The sequence below is a fragment of the Shimazuella soli genome, from assembly GCF_022511585.1.
Taxonomy (GTDB): domain Bacteria; phylum Bacillota; class Bacilli; order Thermoactinomycetales; family Thermoactinomycetaceae; genus Shimazuella; species Shimazuella soli.
In genome coordinates this window covers 104,242-120,258 of sequence record NZ_JAKWBN010000001.1, presented here as the reverse complement: position 1 = coordinate 120,258, position 16,017 = coordinate 104,242, and the positions used below count along the sequence as shown (strand labels likewise).

The window sequence follows — 16,017 nt, the reverse complement described above, 5'->3', positions numbered from 1 at the left end:
TGGAGGTAACAACCGTCCAACACCTGCTGAAAGGCAGGGCAAGTCGAAAGGAAACCAGCACGATGTCTGGACTGATTTCGAGGGAACAGTTCGACTTTCGACTGGAGAAGAGGGTCGACGATGAGTCCCTGGTCCTCTCCGGCAACAAGCGGTGGATCGTCTACGGGCTCTACCCGGCACTCATCGCCTCGACCGGGATGCTGGATGTCCGCTCCCTCCAGAGCGCTGTCGTCTATCTCGTCGCCATCCTGCTTGCCATGTTCATCATGGCATGGCACAAGGGGGTGAACCGGCTCTCCTATCTGAGGCAGCTCAGCATCGCTTGGATGCTGGGATCGGTCCCCTTCTATCCTGGATGGGTACAGGTTGCGACATCTTTGGTGTCCGGACTCCTGTACCTGTTCAATGGTGAGTGGATCGGTGAGAAGCTGGGCAAGCTCAACAGTGTACTGAAGTACACCGGAGCACTCATCGCCCTGCTCCCCGTGCTCCTCCTCCTCGCATGGAAGACCGGCACGATGTTCTTCGCGGCTCTGATCGTCCTGGCGCTGTTCTTCGGCCTCGATGTGATCATCGCCGTCGTCATCGTGAGGTGGGCTCGCTGCCGCAGGATCCCCAAGGTCGAAAAGGTCTGATCGACAGAGCACCAACAGTTGGACGTGGCCGGTCTCCGTCTGTTTTCACAGAGAGAGACCGGCCACCGCTAAATTCTAATCTTTCTATAGATGCAACAAACAAGACTTTTCCTATTGGAGTCTTGTTTTTCGTTTTTCTATAAAGATTTTAAAGATACTTCCTCCTTTTGCGATCGCAGATTCAGAAGCATCCTCAGAATGACCTTCAACTCTAGGATACTGTGTGTATCAGTGAATCCTTCTATGTAGATGTAGAAAAACTAAGATACAGAAGAAAGAATTTCCCCTTAAATATTTTTTTTAATATAGAAATAATGTCAAAAGAAAAAGATTCTGATATGATAAAAGCTGCAAGTGTAAGTACCGTCCGTTCAAATGGAGGATTCATGCAGGAAAACCCGCAGGGCTGGGTCCGGAAGCTGCTGAAGCTCGCGAAGAAGAGCTGGACATGGTCCGAGTCCTACAAGGGACTGGTCCAGAAGCACTTCCCCAACCCCATCGCCTTCCCCATCGCCACGATCTGCCTCTCTGTCGCCGCTTGGGCAGCATTCAAGTTCGCCCTGGCCGGTGTCGTGATGGTGGTCGAGGGCGTCGTGTCCGCAGCTCTTCTGTCCGCCATCGCCTACTCGCTCTGGGTCTGCTACCGTCAGCTTCAGGACGAGAAGAAGCACAAGGAAGCGGAGGCAGCAGAAGCACGGCGCATCGCCGACGAGAAGGCGGAGCGTGAGGCCAACGAGTCGATGGGCCACACCGGTGGCACGTACGACGGCAGCACCGCCGGCGGCAACAACAACTCGTACGGCGGCACACACCCGTACTCCCAGCGGTAACACGGGCGGTGGCACTGCTCTCCCCTACATCTGTAGCGGGAGAGCAGTGCCCCAGCAAATTCTAACTTTTCTATAGATGCAAGAGAAAGCAAGGATATTGGATTATCCCTGCTTTTTATTTTGTCTTCCGTTTTATTTTTAAATATCATATCATGCTAGAAAATATGTTTAGGGTCTGATCTTGTAAAAGACCAGACCCTTCCCTTCAGCGAATTATGCCAACTGTCCAGCTCATTTTTTCTTCTCTTTTACGAAGCCAGACTCGCATTATGCGCCAGTACCCTGTCAACCGCTTCGCTGAAGGAAGAGACTTCATGCTTTGCCGCTTCTCGAACGTGTGGTTTGGCACCCCCCATCACAAAGCTAAGAAAAACCTCTTCGAACATGGGGACATCATTTTCAGAATCCCCCATACAAGCTACCTCAGAACGGGGATCGATCCCAAGATGCTTTGCCAGGTGACGGATGCCATTTCCCTTATGAATACCCGTGGGCATCACATCCAAATAGGTTGACCCCGAGATAAAGGTATCAACCTTGCCACGGAACTCGCGGAGCATCTCTTTCTGCAATTCAAGCAAGTGTTTCTTCTCACCCAAGAAGCAAAACTTGCTCGGATGTACATCCACCCCCATTCGCTGCTCAACAGCGATATCGCGCACTAGACCCTTGGGAATCATATGCTCTGGATAACGGAAGCTGTCCTCTGCTTCTGTCGTGAACATTTCCTGTGCTGTACCAATAAAACAGTGCATTTTAGATGCCTGACCGATCCGGAAAATCTGCTTTGCCAAATCTGGAGCAAAGTGTTCTTCGAAAATGCGGTCTTTGCCATTTACAGAGACATAGGCACCATTTTGACAAATACGATGGAAAACACCTGGGACGGTGTTCACCACCAAATCCACTTCGTACTCATTGCGGCCAGAGGCATAGGCAACTTGAATACCTGCCTGCCGAAGCTTTAGGAGGGCATTCAAATTATCCAGGTCGATCAGTTTGTATTTGTTCAGAAGTGTATCGTCCAAATCGGTAACAACCAGACGAATCATGTGATTTTCCTCTCAGCTGTGATGTTTGGGGAAGTCGCCATTTTCGATTTGACCACTTAATCTCATCTTAATTTATCTCAAAACAGATGAAAAGAACCTATTTTTCAAAAACACTTGCATAAGTAAAAATATTATGATAGCCTATGTTCGATTGTAATTTGAAAGGGTGAACCAAAAGCCAATGATCTACTAATCCTATCTCTAAAAGACATTTCAATATGAAATTTTTGTCTGGATAGGATTGGTATAGGCTTTTTCTATATAACAAAATCAGTATGCTCTCGTACGTTGGGAGTATATGTTCTTTTGTTACGCCTAAACCTCTATCCAGAAAATATGGATGGGGGTTTTTTTATGATAATGATAGAAGCAAATCATTTAAAGAAAACAATCGGAGAACGACTCCTCTTTTCGATCGATCAACTCCGAATTGCCAAAGGGGATCGGATCGGATTGATCGGACGAAATGGATCAGGGAAAACGACTTTACTAAATATATTGATGGGAACAGAGTCGTTCGATGAGGGGGAAATCCATAACCGTGCAAAGATCAGTCTCATTCCCCAAATACAGAGAAACATGTCCAATCAAAGTGGTGGAGAAAGGACAAATGCCGCCATTCAAGCTGCCTTTGCGAAGTCACCTGACATTTTGTTTGCCGATGAGCCAACTAGCAATTTAGATATAGAAAGCGTCCGGCAACTTGAACAGAAATTGCTGCGCTTTAAAGGTGCAATGATCATTATTTCTCACGATCGAGCTTTTCTAGATACCATTTGCAACAAAATATGGGAAGTCGAAAACCAAACCGTCACCGTTTTTGCTGGCAACTACCATATGTACACTACTTGGAAAGAACAACAACGAAAAAGAGAAGCCCTCGAATACGAGCAATATCAAAAAAAGAAAAAACAACTGGAACATGCCATTCTACTAAAAAAGCAAAAAGCAGAAAAAATGATCAAACCACCTTCTAAGAGAATGGGTACCTCTGAATCTAGGTTATGGAAGATGCAAAAAGGAACCAAACAAAAAGGCGTTCATCAGTCGATCGAAGCCCTCGAAACCCGGATTAGTAAATTGGAAAAGATAGAAAAGCCAAAAAACTTACCTGTTGTCAAAATGAACGTAGCAAGCGAATCTACTTTACCGAACAAAACCGTAATCCAAGCCAAAGATATTACCGCCTCAGTCGATGGAAAGGTTCTTTGGGAAAAAGCTTCCTTTTCCATTCAAACTGGGTCGAAAACAGCCATCATCGGTGCAAATGGCAGTGGAAAGACAACTTTAATCAAGCGACTGCAATCCAAATCCGATGATATCTATGTCAGCACTGGAGTAAAGTTTGGATACTTCAGTCAACATATCGATATTTTAGATGAATCAAAGGCAATCTTAGAAAATGTACAAGCTACAGCAGTTCACTCCCCTGAAATGATCCGAACCGTACTCGCACGTCTTCTCTTTCGGGGTCATGATGTGTTCAAAGACGTTGGAGTACTCAGCGGTGGAGAAAAAGTAAAAGTAGCATTTGCGAAAATATTTTTGAGCGATATCAATGTGTTAGTAATGGATGAACCTACTAACTTTCTCGATATGGAGAGCATCCAATCTTTGGAACACCTCCTAACCCATTATGAAGGAACGGTTATTTTTGTCTCACACGATCGACAATTTATCCAAAACGTAGCCACAGATATATTAGAAATCAAGGAGCAAACTATCCATGCATATGCTGGCTCCTATCAAGAGCTTCAAAGAAAACAGCAAATACCAGTAAAAAGGGAAGAAGAACGCCTGCTGATCGAAACCAAAATAACCGAAGTGTTAAGTCTTCTAAGTGTTGCACCTACAACAGAATTAGAACAACAATTTACTGCCCTTATCAAGCAAAGAAACGAATTAAAACAACAATAGAGGAGTGGACAGCATATGCAAATACGTTTTCAAGAAATACCTTTACCTTCTTCTTTCGCTGCACCATATGGACTGACAATCGGTAAAAATAGTGATGTTTGGTTTACGGCAAACAAAGGAAACCAAATTGGAAAAATGGATGAAAATGGGAAAATAGAGGAGATAGCTATCCCCAATCAAAATGCGGGTTTAATGATCATCACAGCTACGTCGAGTGGAGAGATTTGGTTTAGCGAAAATCAAGCGAATCAGCTAGGAAGAATCAAGACCAACGGAGAAATCCAGGAATACTCTCTCCCCACAGCAAATGCAGGACCATATGGAATCGCCGAGGGATTAGATGGAGATATCTGGTTTACAGAGTTGCTGGCAAATAAAATCGGAAAAATTACTTCAGATGGGCAAATCAGTGAGTTTGAAATCCCAACGCCTAACTCCTATCCTTCCTTTTTGACACTTGGATCAGATGGAGCTATGTGGTTCACCGAAAATGCAGGGAACAAGATTGGGCGGATTACCCCAAATGGAAAAATAGCGGAATTTCCTCTGCCAACTGCTCAAGCTGGTCCTGTTGGCATTACATCAGGAGCCGGTGGGGCGCTTTGGTTTGTGGAGATTAACGGGAATAAAATCGGGAAAATTACAGTAGATGGTGAAATAACAGAGTTTCCTCTCCCTACAGCAAATGCACGACCTCATGCTATCGCTGCTGGATTACAAGATGATTTGTGGTTTACCGAGTGGGGCAGCAATAAAATTGGACGGATTACTTTGGATGGGAAAATAAGCGAATACCCTATTCCTACCTCAAATGCAGAACCGCATGGAATTACAGTTGCGCAGGATGGAAGTGTTTGGTTTGCTGAGGAGTGTGATCAGATTGGACAAATCTCTATCTATTAAATAAAATCATATTTCCACATGAAGATATATGATATAAAATAATAAAATAAGCAATTGTAGACCGAACTCATTCACTAGGGAGTAGGTTTGTCCACCTCCAACACCCGCTCTGCGTACTCCGCTGTCAAGCAGTCCTGGAAGGAATACTTCATCGTTCGACTGAACGGCGCTGTGTTCCTCCTCGGTCTGCTGGACCTCATCCTCTTCATGGGAGGAGCGTCCGGCGTCGAGATCGCCAAAAAGACCATCGTGGTCGCCTCGTTTCTCGCCCTCTTCGAGCTCGACATGAGGGCAACCAAGAAGGCGAACAAGAAGAAAAACAAGAGCTCCGGCTGGTTCCACAAGGGGACCCGCTGGCTCCTGTTCAGCGGGTTGGCCGTGTTTGTCGCCAGCTACGTGTGGATGGGATGACCCTCAGGAGTTCGGGCGAACCAGTCTCCTCTCTCCGAAGTACAGAGAGGAAGACTGGCCCGAAAAAATATTCACATTCCTATAAAAATGGAGTGCAAAAGAAGAGCAGTTGAATGTCTGGGTCGTCGGCATGATTCTGGTCATTGAACTGATCTGGCTCAGCACCCTCTACTCCCACTGAGTGGGAACAATTCGGACAGACTGGCCTCTATCCCCCCAAGGATGAGAGGCCGCCTGATAATAATCACCTTCACATAAAAAGAGCAGATTATATAAGGTCTGCTCTTTTTCTATTGCTTATCACTTTGATCTAAAAAAGGGGTACGGAACCGATTCGAGAAATGAGGGGCCACTCTGGGAATAAAATACATTTCAGAAAGGAGTCTATCTTTGTTCCAATAGGCTTTTTTTATGATCAAAAATGTAAGCAGATTATAAAAGGAAAAGAGGAAAGGGTTTGCCGAGTATACAGGATACAACTTATCCTAGGTTTAAAAGTAATCTAACAAACGAGGAATTAGAAGAAGTATATACACCACAATCCCATGAAGTAGATTGGGCGGAAAAAGATCGAAGGGAATGGTTCAGAAACTAGGATTGCTTGTAATACTAAAGACCGTTCAAAAGCAAGGTTTTTTCACTACCGTTTTCGAGATTCCAAATGGTATCATTCAACATATTGCGAAGCAAGCACAGGTATTACTTCCTTCCGACAAAGAATGGATTGGGATTTGATCGAAACCCATTAATCCAGATATGCTGCGTGTTTCGATGTCCATTGAAGCAGGAAAGATATTTCCTTCTACGATCTTAAATAAACTAGGAACCTACAGCAAAAGAAACAAACTGTACCAAGCCTTTCAAATGTTAGGATGAGTTATTCGGACGATGTTTTTACTGCAATATATGGCAGATGAAGAATTAAGAAGCACCATTCAAGCCGCTACCAATAAAAACGAAGCATTTAATGGTTTTATCAAATGGTTATTCTTCGGTGGAGAAGGTATCATTGCAGAGAATGACCGGGAGAAACAACGAAAAATAATTAAATTTAATCATTTAGTCGCTAACTGCTTAATCTTTTATAACGTTTTTTCTTTGACTCATATCCTACATGAGTATCAGCAGGAAGGAAATGATCATGATGAAGAACTGTTAGGGGATTTGAGCCCTTATATTACGGCTCATGTGAATCGATTTGGAAAGTATCACTTAGATCCGAATCGAAAGCCTCCTGAACTTCATTTCGATGTTCCTGTTATGGTGTCATAAGTAGGAAAAGAGGAAATAATTTTTTCTTTTTTGCACTTTTTAGCTAATATTTCGTTCTCTATACTATAAAAAAATAAAACAATATTTAAGGAGATTGACTGATGAAGAGAAAGATGATTGGTATGATCCTAGTGATAACGATCTTGGGTTTGACGGGATGTACGATAAATGTACCAGTAAAAACGAACACCTCCGAAACGCAGGATAAAAATAGGAGTAATACAGCTCCACAAGAAACTCCAAGTGAGAAACAGGATTCAAACCAAACAGATCCGAACCAGAATGCATCCAATTCGAATCAAGATTCTACACCAGCAAATAAACCAGATGGCACACAACAACTTATTCAACAAGTAAAACAACTAGCTATTGAAGGTAAAACTATCAATAGTGACGGATTTGGCCTTGGTTCCTCCCGTGATGAAATCAACAAAAAATGGGGAGCTGAAGATAAAGAAGATGTCGATCAAATGTATTATGAAAGCCGAAAAGCATATTTCGTATTAAAAAATGACAAGGTAGTCGAACTCTACAGTGCAGATGAAAGACTTCAAAATATCACCAAACAAGAGGTACAAAATGCATTAGGAAAACCTGATCAATTAAGGCAATATGAAGATGGAGATGAGCTTATTTACAAAGCTGGTGATAATAGTATTACATTCACTTTTGGTAGCGATATTGAAATTTTTATTTCTTCTGATTTCAGTTGAGGTGATAAGAGTGGATGGAACCCAAGCATATTTAAAAGAAACAAAATCATTTGTTGCTCCTAAGCCATACAGCGACTAAACTACCATTTCGTCTCTGAAAAAGTGTAAAGTGAGTGCGCTTATATGATCGTTTATCTGATATCATCATGGAGATCTCGCAAGGGATGCGAGATTGATCATAATCTATAAGGGGATATTGCTTTTGAAATCGATAAAAATTACTATCATCACGATATTAGGACTTTTGATATTAAATGGTTGTACCGTTCATTTTACTTCTCCTAAATCGAATTCGACAAGTTCTCAGTCCGATACAAGCCTTGATACCTCAGTGAATACAGAACATCGAAACTACTTACAAAATTCATATGATTTGGCTAGTCAAGGGAAAGTACCAGGATGTAAATTGGTTGCAAATAAAAATGACAATATAGAAAACATGATAGCTGAATATGGACAACCAGAATCAGAAGATGTCTCTAACGACATTGGTTATGAAAGCTATAAAAGTCGCAATCTTGTCTTTGGCGTGACGGGAAGAGGGGAGGAGATTGTTGATATCCGTTCTTACGATCCATATTTACACACCATAACTCGTTCAGAAGTAGATAAAGTCTTAGGAAAACCTAGCGACATCCGAAAACTAAAAGGGCAATCCATCTATGTTTATCATGTGAATGGCTATGAGTTTAAGCTGATCTTCCTCTTAACAAAAGATGATCCTACCATTGATCACATTTCAGTCTATTCACCTGACACTACAAATTAGGGTAGAACCAGACTGGGGTAATGGAACCATATAACGGACGGCAAGAATTATCTTTTTTTGAGCACTCATATAATAAGTCAATAATTTTCATTCAGTATAAAATTGCGACGGACTGCTATCTTCTACACATGTAGAGATGCAGCCCGTCTGGGGTGAGTCGGAAATCAATTCGCCCCTAGAACGTTAATGACTTCTCCTTTCGCCAATCCACTCAAGCATGGAAGGGGTAACCTGTGTCATGATCGTTTGTTTGACCATCAGGGTGTTACCGATGACATCCCCTTCTGCTCTACGCACCAAACAATAAACCCTGTTTTCGAAAAAACAGGGGTGCCTGACATGCCAGGATGGCTGTAAGCGAAACTGATGGCTTTTCCCGTACTGGACTCTTCTACAAGGATCGTTTGACTAAAGAGTCCCTGCCCTAGCTTGTCAGCAGAGAATCCAACCATTTGTAGCTGGAGAGTCTTTCTGATAGGGAAGGTAGCGAGTTCAAAGAACTCTTTTGTTGCTTCCTCTTGGAGGATAACCAATCCGTAGTCATTGTCGGCGTCCTTATTCCATCCTTTTATCAAAAAAAGCTGCAATTATCAATCAATTATCTCTATCGAATATCTAACAACTAAATTTGTATCTTTCTTGAAAATAAAATGTAACCTGTATTTCTCATTATAATCAACTGAGTATAACCCTTCGTCCATACCATTCATAGAGGTATGTATATTAGTAGGCTCTCCAAAGTATCTCAACACATCATCTCGTGTGATTTTATGAATATCATCAGGTTCACTCATTAGATAATCAATTTTATTTGTTTTGTAATCGTACCCGATGCCGATATGTTTAAAATCATAGTAATAATCTTTGGGAGCATCTCCTTGTTCATCCTTTATTTGAGCGATTTTCTCCTCATTTATTTCATCACCTAAGCGAAAATCACTATTGATTACTTTTCCTTCCAACAACTTTTCCTTAATATCTTGTAGAATCTTTTCGTTTTGAGTTTCTACATCATTTGGGTTTTTCGTATCGGATGGTGATGATTTCGTTTGATCTACTAATTTTGTATTATTTTGGCATCCTGCTAGCATCAATAATAAGACCAATGCAGTAATCCAAATTCCATTTTTAAGGTTTTTCCGGAATAGTAACATTTTTCTTATCCTCTCTCCATTTGTTAAGCTTCATTGTTAAACTTTCACAAACGATCTCTCATGTGATCCATTTGTGTTAGGATGGACTTCATCACCAATGTGGGATTTGTTAATGAACCTCCATGGATTTAATTTTTAAAGGTTTGTGCAGACTGGTCCCTATAAGAACCAACTGATAGGAAGGATACGCTTTCCGTTTTTAATTCGTTGTACACAGATACTGTGCGTTCCACTACGAATACGAAAGTCGAAACGAAGCGTGAGCCCTTCTTCAAGAGTATCAATCGGTGTCTGCATTTCTTTCCACTTGGGACCCCAAGGATCATCAGTCCAAGCATCAAGGTCTTCATTGGTAAAGATGACCTCAACGACCTTGCCGTCCTTCTCAACCTTTTCCATGGAGAGGAACTCCTATTCTCTAGCTGTCCTTATTTGGATCGTAACATGAATATTGATTGCTATCAATTAGTTGAATCCTTATTCATTATCCTCTTTTTATTCAGAAAACAAATTCACATGCGTCCTGTTATGTACTACTTCATATGATGTATCAGCTCTGTGATTGTATTGATAAATATTCCTAGACTATGTCCTATTTTTACACGTATCTCCCCGGTCCCCCTTATTCGAATTACAGGAGGGAATTTTAGACTTATTCAGAGGCTTTTCTCCCAAATTGAAAGAATCCTTGAAAAGAAATGGTTTAAACACTGGAAAAGCACCATGGAATCGGTAACCCTTTGGATTCAGCTCCTATTTATGCAACAAACTCTATACATAAAAAAGTGAACCAAAAAAAGCAGATCCAAAGGAATCTGCTCATCTATTTAAAAAACACATGTTGTCCAATTCTTACCCTATCATGCTTCTTCGCTTCCTCTATCATCCAGCTGGAAGTTGCAATTTGAGGGTTATAGTAGAAAATTGCCCCGTGAGTTGGATCATACCCATCAAGCGCCTCACGAGCTGCTCGATAAGCTTCTTTACTTGGTCTTAGGTTGAATTGACCATCACTGACAGCAGTAAATGCTCTTGGCTGGAAAATAACTCCCCTAATGCTGTGTGGGAATCCTTTTTCTTCTGTACGGTTCAAAATAACTGCTGCCACTGCTACTTTTCCTTTGAAGTTTTCTCCACGAGCTTCACTATGAACAGCTTTTGCCAATAGTCGTACTTCTTCCTCTGTCGCATGGACAGCAGGATATTTTTTTACATAAGATTTTTTCGGTTTTTTCGCTTCCGCTTTTACTTTGATAACTTTTGGTTTTGCAGGCTCTGCAATTACTTTCACTGGGGCTGGTTTCACAGTAGTTAATTGGTGAAGTTTCTCACTCGTCTTTTGATCCAATGTCCCATTGATCGGTAAATCATAATCCGCTTGAAATTGTGCAAAAGTATTACGTGTATATGCATCATATCGACTGCTGACAGGCTTTTGATACAATCCTAATTTTTTTAAGCGTTGTTGTGCATCTTTCATTTTTATACTTTGCTCTGCTTTCTGATGAATCGTAGAAGACGCCAAGCGCGGGGTTTGCTCATGCACGAAAATAAAACTAAATAACGATGATAAAACTAATACATATTTGGTAAGCATAAAATGATGTCCTCCTCTTTCTTGTTTGGGACAATGGGATTCGGAACACTTGTCCCATTATACGGACATCACCATGCACAAACTACCGGCAAAGCCTTCCATCCAGCAATTGGATTTGACAAACAAAAAAACAGCCAATGAAATGGCTGCTTTTTAGAAGCTTTTATTTTGCTGCTTGATAGCGTTTGTTTACTTCGTCCCAGTTCACTACATTCCAAAATGCACTGATGTAGTCAGGGCGTTTGTTTTGATAGTTGAGGTAGTATGCATGCTCCCAAACATCCAAACCAAGTACTGGAGTTGCACCGTCTGTAAGCGGGCTGTCTTGGTTTGCAGTAGAGGTAACTTCCAATTTACCATCTTTCACCACAAGCCAAGCCCAGCCGCTGCCAAAACGTTTAACAGCTGCATCTGCAAATTTTGCTTTCAATTCATCAAAGCTGCCAAAGGTGTCATCAATTGCCTTTGCGATTTCACCAGTCGGTGCTCCACCGCCATTAGGACTGAGGATTTGCCAGAAGAAGCTGTGGTTCGCATGTCCGCCGCCATTGTTACGAACAGCAGTGCGGATACCTTCTGGTAATTTATCTAAGTTAGCAACTAATTCTTCAATGGATTGATCTGCAACATCTTGCCCTTCCAAAGCTGCATTCAAGTTATTTACGTATGTAGCATGGTGACGGTCATGGTGGATTTCCATGGTCCGTGCATCAATATGTGGTTCCAAAGCATTAAAAGCGTATGGAAGTGCTGGCAATTCATATTTAGGCATACTAAAATCCCTCCAAAAAGTAAGTTGCTGTTTATTTTTCTCTTCTATTATGCGAAAAAAATCTTCTTTTAGTCAAGCTGTTATGATCGTTCTCAGCTGCCTTACATCATCTAAAATGTAATCCGCACCCAATTCTTCGAATTTTTCTCGTGCAGCTTGTCCTGTAAGGCCAGTCAGCGTCGCTGCAAAGTGACAGCCGATAGACTGTGCAGCGAGAAAATCTGCGACGGAATCTCCAACTACTAACAGCTTTTCCCCATCTTTAATTGGAAGAGACAGCTCCAGTGCCTTTTGATCTGTTGCTTCTTCCCCTAGATAGCCTAACAAATAAGTAAAGGGATGAGGTTTTCCAAGCGGTGCTTCATCTGGATACTTTCCTTCTGCTGACACAACATCAGATGCGGTCACGATGCGATTGGAGTCAAAATTCGTCAACAGTCCCATTTCTCGCAGGGGCACTTCCATTTCCAAATAAGGTCGACCTGTTCCAATACCAAGTGTGATACCTTGTCTGGACAAATCGGCAAACAATTGCTGTAGTTCCTCAATTGGTGCTAATGGACTTTCCTGATATAGAAACCCTTGTTTCCCTTTTGTTCTAGCATATCCTTCTTCTTTTTGGAACAATGCTTCTCCAAAGTACCACTCCTGATAAACGGAACGACCAAGTTCCCAGAGGGTGCTCATTCGGGAGAAATAATCGACATCGACACCAAATTGTTTTTGTACATATTGATTAAAGTAGACCAGTAACTCATCCCGATTTAGTTTTCCCTTGGATTCATCAAATAAAGTAGAGAAAAATGTAAAATCAGGGCTAATTCCATGGGTATGTTTTTTTAATGCTAATAAAGATTCTTCCGTAATAGGTTTCGCAATCCAGTCCCTCACAAAAGTTGGATCGATTTTTTCCAGCAGCAGCATCAATTGCGTGCTAAAGACGAGGTATACCATATCCCAATTGGCGTTTATTCCCCGATCTTTCATCCAATCTAATATCTTATCTTCCTGGAAAACTTCTTTTCGAATATATCTGATCTGCTCTTCAGCAGGAGCCGTCGTAAATTTCCCTTCTTTCAGCTCTAGAAAATGGGATCCATATAACAATTCCCACACAGCTAAAGCGGATGCATCAAAGCAGCGCTCCTCACTCAATAAAACCCCATCTACATCAAATAAAATCATTTGATACATCAAATTCCCTCTCCTTTTAAAAGCCCTAATTTCTTTATCTTAAATGAGTCTCTCTGTGGAGTAAAGCAAAGTTCGCTGCCATCTTTTCGCAAAGAGACAAAATCATGAAAAGAACAAAAAAGTTAGTACACTTTTAACAATTTCTCTCTCCAAATAGATAGACAATTCGATATGATAGAAATATCTCTTCTATTGGAAGAGCGTGAGCTGAATTTGGAGGGAGATAATTTGAGGAAGTTTCGTTTCATTGGTATCTTGGTGGCTTTCGCGTTAGTTTTGCCCTTGATAAGCATACCAAAAGCATCTTTTGCTGCTGAGTCGGTAATAACGAAAAAAATCGAAGTAAACAAAACTACCAACTATCTATATCTATATGAAAACGGAAAAGTAGTAAAGACATATCGCGTTGCTACAGGAAAGACCAAAGAATTAACGCCAGAGGGAACTTTCCCAATCGTGGTAAAAATCACTGGTCCGAGTTGGAAAGACGTTCCACCTGGTCCAAATAACCCATTAGGTCCTCGCTGGAACGGGTTTAGTGTCAATGGGGATAATGGAAGATCTTTTGGCATCCATGGTACCAATCAACCTAGTTCCATCGGTACACATGCATCTCATGGCTGTATTCGCATGTTAAACGAGCAAGTAATTGATCTGTATAACCGCATTTACGAAGGTGTGCCTGTTTGGATTCACACTGGAACAAGCAATGGCGTTTGGCGTGGAGATATGAGTGTCGGTCTAAAACCATCTACGGGTTATGTAAAAACAACAAAAGATACTACTGCATGGACAGGACCTTCCACTGGTTCCTTCAAAATTACGACTGTAGCGAAAAATACTACGCTGACTCGTACAGGAACTTCTGGAAACTACACACAAGTAAAACTATCCAATGGCCGTAAAGGATTTATTTACAATGGCGACCTTAATACAGGCCTTACCTTTAAACCGGAATCAGGGTATGCAGAAGTAACGGTAGATAATTCAAATGTACGAAAATCACCTGACCTGTCATCCCCTGTAGTCGAAAAAGCCAAAAAAGGTGCTCACTACTTGTTGCTTGCTGACAATGGAGAATGGTACCAAGTGAAAACCGCAAGCGGAAAAGTTGCTTATATCAGTCACTTAGTCGCAAAAAAATGGGTAGTAACCGTAACAGCAAACAGCGCTAACGTTCGTTCTGCCGCTTCCATGAATGCTCCAGTGGTTGCAAAAGTATCCAAAGGTACGGAACTAACGAAGTTAGGAATGTCAGGAGACTTCCATAAGATCCGACTATCAAATGGAACTATCGCTTATATTCATAAGACTGTTGCAAAATAAGATGTGAACGACGCTGTTTAGAACAGCGTCGTTTTTGTTTCTAAGTAAGATTTTAATACAGTAAGTGATGAAAGAGGGCGATGATTGGAAAATCGTTGATACAGAGCGTGAATCCCCCTATTCAATGGAAAATGAAGAAATAAGTTGGATAGAAATAAATCCAACCGACTACTTGGATTACTAGGATTCATTGAATTATACTAAAAAGCGATACTATTAACTCTAACATCTTGAGGTGGGGCGCTTGAAGAAACTTAGATATGGCCTATTGTTCCTTTCCTTATTTGTGATCACTAGTCTTCCTACTGGCTGTTCTTTATTTAGCGGATTGGATGATGCACAAACAACAAGTGTGACCTTTTTAAATTCGTATTTCGCCAAATCAACAGACCCGTCCGCTGAAGAGCGATACCAAACAATGTCCTCTCTGGTTTCCAATAAGTTTGAAAATAACCTTTTGCAACCCGAATATAAAAAAAACATGCTGAAGTTTATCCAAAAATTTATGACAAATGGAGTAAGCAAACCATATTTTATAGCTGATAATCCAAATGATCCCCAAACAGAAACACGGCGCTCCATCATAGCTCGTTTTCCGAAAGGAACATTTACAGAGGCAAATGCTGTTATTGGAATCAATGGAAAGTACAATAAGGCAGATTCGGAGGCCTATGCGATCTTAACCTTAAATAAAGAATCAGATAGCTGGAAAATCATCGATTTAGAAAACATAGATATAGTCAAAGAAAAGATTCAAAAAAATAAACTCGAATGGATAGAAGTAAAACCGACTGATTATTTAGATTAACAAGAGCTGGAGACACTCCAGCTCTTTGTCGTTTCGATATATCATTAATTTCGTACCTATAGAAATACTAACTATTCTTTTGGTAACTATTTTTATATAATAAAAAAGTGACAAAATTACGTACGTGAGGTGTATGAATTGAAAAAACGATTGCATTACGGACTTGTTTTTATTTCCTTATTTGTAATTTTTAGTTTTACAACAGGTTGCTTTGGGGGGCTAGATGATGCGCAAGAAATCGCTGCTACCTATATAAATGCACTATATGCAAAATCTGATTCTCCAACTGCTGAGGAAAGATATCAAAAGATAGTTTCCACTATCTCTACCAATGCTGATGAAAATCCTTCAGAACACAGGGACGATATCATCAAAATTATTCAAGAAGCAATGATAAAAGGATTAAATAAACCTTATTATATTGCAGATAACCTTAATGATCCCCAATCTGATACCCGCCGTTCCGTCATCATCCGAATCCCAAAAGATGCAATTGCAGTTGATGAGTTTAATACGGATAAAGACACATATGTAAATATGATCCTTATCAAAGAAGGCGATGATTGGAAAATTTTAGATTTCAAACATTTAGATGACGATACTCCACAAGGCAATATAGAATGGAAAGAAGTTAGCCCTACTGATTACTTAGAATAAAAAAGTT

Annotated in this window: 19 protein-coding genes and 1 pseudogene; 13 read left to right on the top strand and 7 right to left on the bottom strand. The window is 41.1% G+C overall.

The genetic code is table 11. The features are described 5' to 3' along the window. The first annotated feature begins 62 nt into the window (after window positions 1–62). Window positions 63–635, top strand: a complete 573-nt coding sequence (locus MK805_RS00670) for a hypothetical protein (protein ID WP_240873262.1) — start codon at window positions 63–65, stop codon at window positions 633–635. Between the two features lie 386 nt (window positions 636–1,021). Continuing rightward, entirely contained in the window at window positions 1,022–1,465 is a 444-nt protein-coding gene (locus MK805_RS00665; RefSeq protein ID WP_240873261.1) for a hypothetical protein, read from the top strand. Between the two features lie 248 nt (window positions 1,466–1,713). Here the strand turns inward: MK805_RS00665 and MK805_RS00660 are convergent, their stop codons facing one another. Then, entirely contained in the window at window positions 1,714–2,517 is an 804-nt protein-coding gene (locus MK805_RS00660) for a Cof-type HAD-IIB family hydrolase (protein WP_240873260.1), read from the bottom strand. A 354-nt stretch (window positions 2,518–2,871) separates the two neighbouring features. Here MK805_RS00660 and abc-f point away from each other — a divergent pair, with 354 nt between their 5' ends. The 8 genes and pseudogenes from abc-f (at window position 2,872) to MK805_RS00620 (ending at window position 8,502) form a co-directional block, all read left to right on the top strand. Then, on the top strand, window positions 2,872–4,434 hold the full coding sequence (gene abc-f, locus MK805_RS00655) for a ribosomal protection-like ABC-F family protein (RefSeq protein WP_240873259.1): 1,563 nt from the start codon (window positions 2,872–2,874) through the stop codon (window positions 4,432–4,434). 15 nt (window positions 4,435–4,449) lie between these two features. After that, a complete protein-coding gene (locus tag MK805_RS00650; RefSeq protein WP_240873258.1) occupies window positions 4,450–5,337 on the top strand; it encodes a Vgb family protein in 888 nt (295 codons plus the stop codon). A gap of 87 nt (window positions 5,338–5,424) precedes the next feature. Then, complete coding sequence (locus MK805_RS00645) at window positions 5,425–5,748, top strand: hypothetical protein (RefSeq protein WP_240873257.1); 324 nt, start codon at window positions 5,425–5,427, stop codon at window positions 5,746–5,748. Window positions 5,749–6,205: 457 nt separating this feature from the next. After that, entirely contained in the window at window positions 6,206–6,343 is a 138-nt protein-coding gene (locus tag MK805_RS00640; RefSeq protein ID WP_240873256.1) for a hypothetical protein, read from the top strand. Further along, window positions 6,328–6,483 carry a DUF4158 domain-containing protein gene (locus MK805_RS00635; protein ID WP_240873255.1) on the top strand — a complete coding sequence of 52 codons (156 nt, stop codon included), beginning with the start codon at window positions 6,328–6,330 and terminating at the stop codon, window positions 6,481–6,483. The genes MK805_RS00640 and MK805_RS00635 overlap by 16 nt, the downstream gene beginning before the upstream one ends. Next, a pseudogene (locus MK805_RS00630) lies at window positions 6,474–7,020 on the top strand (Tn3 family transposase); the annotation flags it as partial. The gene MK805_RS00635 and the pseudogene MK805_RS00630, both read left to right, overlap by 10 nt. A gap of 101 nt (window positions 7,021–7,121) precedes the next feature. Then, window positions 7,122–7,733 carry a DUF4309 domain-containing protein gene (locus MK805_RS00625; RefSeq protein ID WP_240873254.1) on the top strand — a complete coding sequence of 204 codons (612 nt, stop codon included), beginning with the start codon at window positions 7,122–7,124 and terminating at the stop codon, window positions 7,731–7,733. 202 nt (window positions 7,734–7,935) lie between these two features. Next, the gene (locus MK805_RS00620) at window positions 7,936–8,502 is read left to right on the top strand and encodes a YjgB family protein (protein ID WP_240873253.1); all 567 of its coding nucleotides are present in this window, start codon (window positions 7,936–7,938) and stop codon (window positions 8,500–8,502) included. A gap of 257 nt (window positions 8,503–8,759) precedes the next feature. Here the strand turns inward: MK805_RS00620 and MK805_RS00615 are convergent, their stop codons facing one another. The 6 genes from MK805_RS00615 to MK805_RS00590 form a co-directional block, all read right to left on the bottom strand. Then, window positions 8,760–9,077 (bottom strand): hypothetical protein, encoded by a 318-nt coding sequence (locus MK805_RS00615; RefSeq protein ID WP_240873252.1) that lies wholly within the window; start codon window positions 9,075–9,077, stop codon window positions 8,760–8,762. Between the two features lie 15 nt (window positions 9,078–9,092). After that, window positions 9,093–9,593: a DUF4309 domain-containing protein gene (locus tag MK805_RS00610; RefSeq protein ID WP_240874232.1), complete on the bottom strand. Its 501-nt coding sequence runs from the start codon at window positions 9,591–9,593 to the stop codon at window positions 9,093–9,095. A 222-nt stretch (window positions 9,594–9,815) separates the two neighbouring features. Beyond that, complete coding sequence (locus tag MK805_RS00605; RefSeq protein ID WP_240873251.1) at window positions 9,816–10,055, bottom strand: hypothetical protein; 240 nt, start codon at window positions 10,053–10,055, stop codon at window positions 9,816–9,818. A 424-nt stretch (window positions 10,056–10,479) separates the two neighbouring features. Then, window positions 10,480–11,253 (bottom strand): cell wall hydrolase, encoded by a 774-nt coding sequence (locus MK805_RS00600; RefSeq protein ID WP_240873250.1) that lies wholly within the window; start codon window positions 11,251–11,253, stop codon window positions 10,480–10,482. A gap of 163 nt (window positions 11,254–11,416) precedes the next feature. Continuing rightward, window positions 11,417–12,025 (bottom strand): superoxide dismutase, encoded by a 609-nt coding sequence (locus tag MK805_RS00595; protein ID WP_240873249.1) that lies wholly within the window; start codon window positions 12,023–12,025, stop codon window positions 11,417–11,419. A gap of 72 nt (window positions 12,026–12,097) precedes the next feature. Then, window positions 12,098–13,219 carry an HAD family hydrolase gene (locus MK805_RS00590; RefSeq protein WP_240873248.1) on the bottom strand — a complete coding sequence of 374 codons (1,122 nt, stop codon included), beginning with the start codon at window positions 13,217–13,219 and terminating at the stop codon, window positions 12,098–12,100. 228 nt (window positions 13,220–13,447) lie between these two features. On the opposite strand from MK805_RS00590, the gene MK805_RS00585 reads away from it, so the two are divergent. The 3 genes from MK805_RS00585 to MK805_RS00575 all read left to right on the top strand — a co-directional run bounded on the left by MK805_RS00585 (window position 13,448) and on the right by MK805_RS00575 (window position 16,010). Then, window positions 13,448–14,545 (top strand): L,D-transpeptidase family protein, encoded by a 1,098-nt coding sequence (locus tag MK805_RS00585; protein ID WP_240873247.1) that lies wholly within the window; start codon window positions 13,448–13,450, stop codon window positions 14,543–14,545. Between the two features lie 244 nt (window positions 14,546–14,789). Beyond that, window positions 14,790–15,353 (top strand): hypothetical protein, encoded by a 564-nt coding sequence (locus tag MK805_RS00580; RefSeq protein WP_240873246.1) that lies wholly within the window; start codon window positions 14,790–14,792, stop codon window positions 15,351–15,353. Window positions 15,354–15,491: 138 nt separating this feature from the next. Then, window positions 15,492–16,010: a hypothetical protein gene (locus MK805_RS00575; protein ID WP_240873245.1), complete on the top strand. Its 519-nt coding sequence runs from the start codon at window positions 15,492–15,494 to the stop codon at window positions 16,008–16,010. Window positions 16,011–16,017: the final 7 nt, after the last annotated feature.

Bases quoted from the DNA above. Each gene is read 5' to 3' on its own strand.
- MK805_RS00650 (WP_240873258.1), top strand. From the start codon at position 4,450: ATGCAAATACGTTTTCAAGAAATACCTTTACCTTCTTCTTTCGCTGCA.
- MK805_RS00625 (WP_240873254.1), top strand. From the start codon at position 7,122: ATGAAGAGAAAGATGATTGGTATGATCCTAGTGATAACGATCTTGGGT.
- MK805_RS00595 (WP_240873249.1), bottom strand. From the start codon at position 12,025: ATGCCTAAATATGAATTGCCAGCACTTCCATACGCTTTTAATGCTTTG.
- MK805_RS00590 (WP_240873248.1), bottom strand. From the start codon at position 13,219: ATGTATCAAATGATTTTATTTGATGTAGATGGGGTTTTATTGAGTGAG.
- MK805_RS00635 (WP_240873255.1), top strand. From the start codon at position 6,328: ATGGTTCAGAAACTAGGATTGCTTGTAATACTAAAGACCGTTCAAAAG.
- abc-f (WP_240873259.1), top strand. From the start codon at position 2,872: ATGATAATGATAGAAGCAAATCATTTAAAGAAAACAATCGGAGAACGA.
- MK805_RS00660 (WP_240873260.1), bottom strand. From the start codon at position 2,517: ATGATTCGTCTGGTTGTTACCGATTTGGACGATACACTTCTGAACAAA.
- MK805_RS00600 (WP_240873250.1), bottom strand. From the start codon at position 11,253: ATGCTTACCAAATATGTATTAGTTTTATCATCGTTATTTAGTTTTATT.
- MK805_RS00605 (WP_240873251.1), bottom strand. From the start codon at position 10,055: ATGGAAAAGGTTGAGAAGGACGGCAAGGTCGTTGAGGTCATCTTTACC.
- MK805_RS00665 (WP_240873261.1), top strand. From the start codon at position 1,022: ATGCAGGAAAACCCGCAGGGCTGGGTCCGGAAGCTGCTGAAGCTCGCG.
- MK805_RS00670 (WP_240873262.1), top strand. From the start codon at position 63: ATGTCTGGACTGATTTCGAGGGAACAGTTCGACTTTCGACTGGAGAAG.
- MK805_RS00610 (WP_240874232.1), bottom strand. From the start codon at position 9,593: ATGCTAGCAGGATGCCAAAATAATACAAAATTAGTAGATCAAACGAAA.